The 306-nt window shown below is 42.2% G+C and carries 1 protein-coding gene; it reads left to right on the forward strand.

The window, feature by feature from the left end; genetic code table 11:
- Positions 1 to 225 (forward strand): DUF4446 family protein (locus NE473_RS30940; protein ID WP_256265627.1); only part of this gene is annotated, 225 nt, incomplete at its 5' end.
- Positions 226 to 306 lie beyond the last annotated feature (81 nt).

The raw sequence follows: 306 nt of genomic DNA on the forward strand, positions 1-306 counted from the left end.
CAGAAATTTGGTCTCGTGAAATACAATGCTTTTAAAGGTATGGGCGGAAATTTGAGCTTTGCAATGGCTCTTCTTGATTATACCAACACAGGTTTTGTTTTGAACTCAGTACACAGCAGGGAAGGCTGCTACGTCTATATAAAGGAAGTAGAACGGGGAGAGACAGATGTGTTGTTAGGAAGTGAAGAAAGAGACGCTCTGGAGCAGGCACTGGGATACCATTAGAGTTGAATCCAGATACACTGACTTTGTCACCCTGGCTGATTTCTGTAATACAAGGACAAACCGTGTAGTGAAATAAAAACC

The sequence above is a fragment of the Hungatella sp. SL.1.14 genome (genome assembly GCF_024460495.1).
Taxonomy (GTDB): Bacteria; Bacillota; Clostridia; order Lachnospirales; family Lachnospiraceae; genus Hungatella; species Hungatella hathewayi.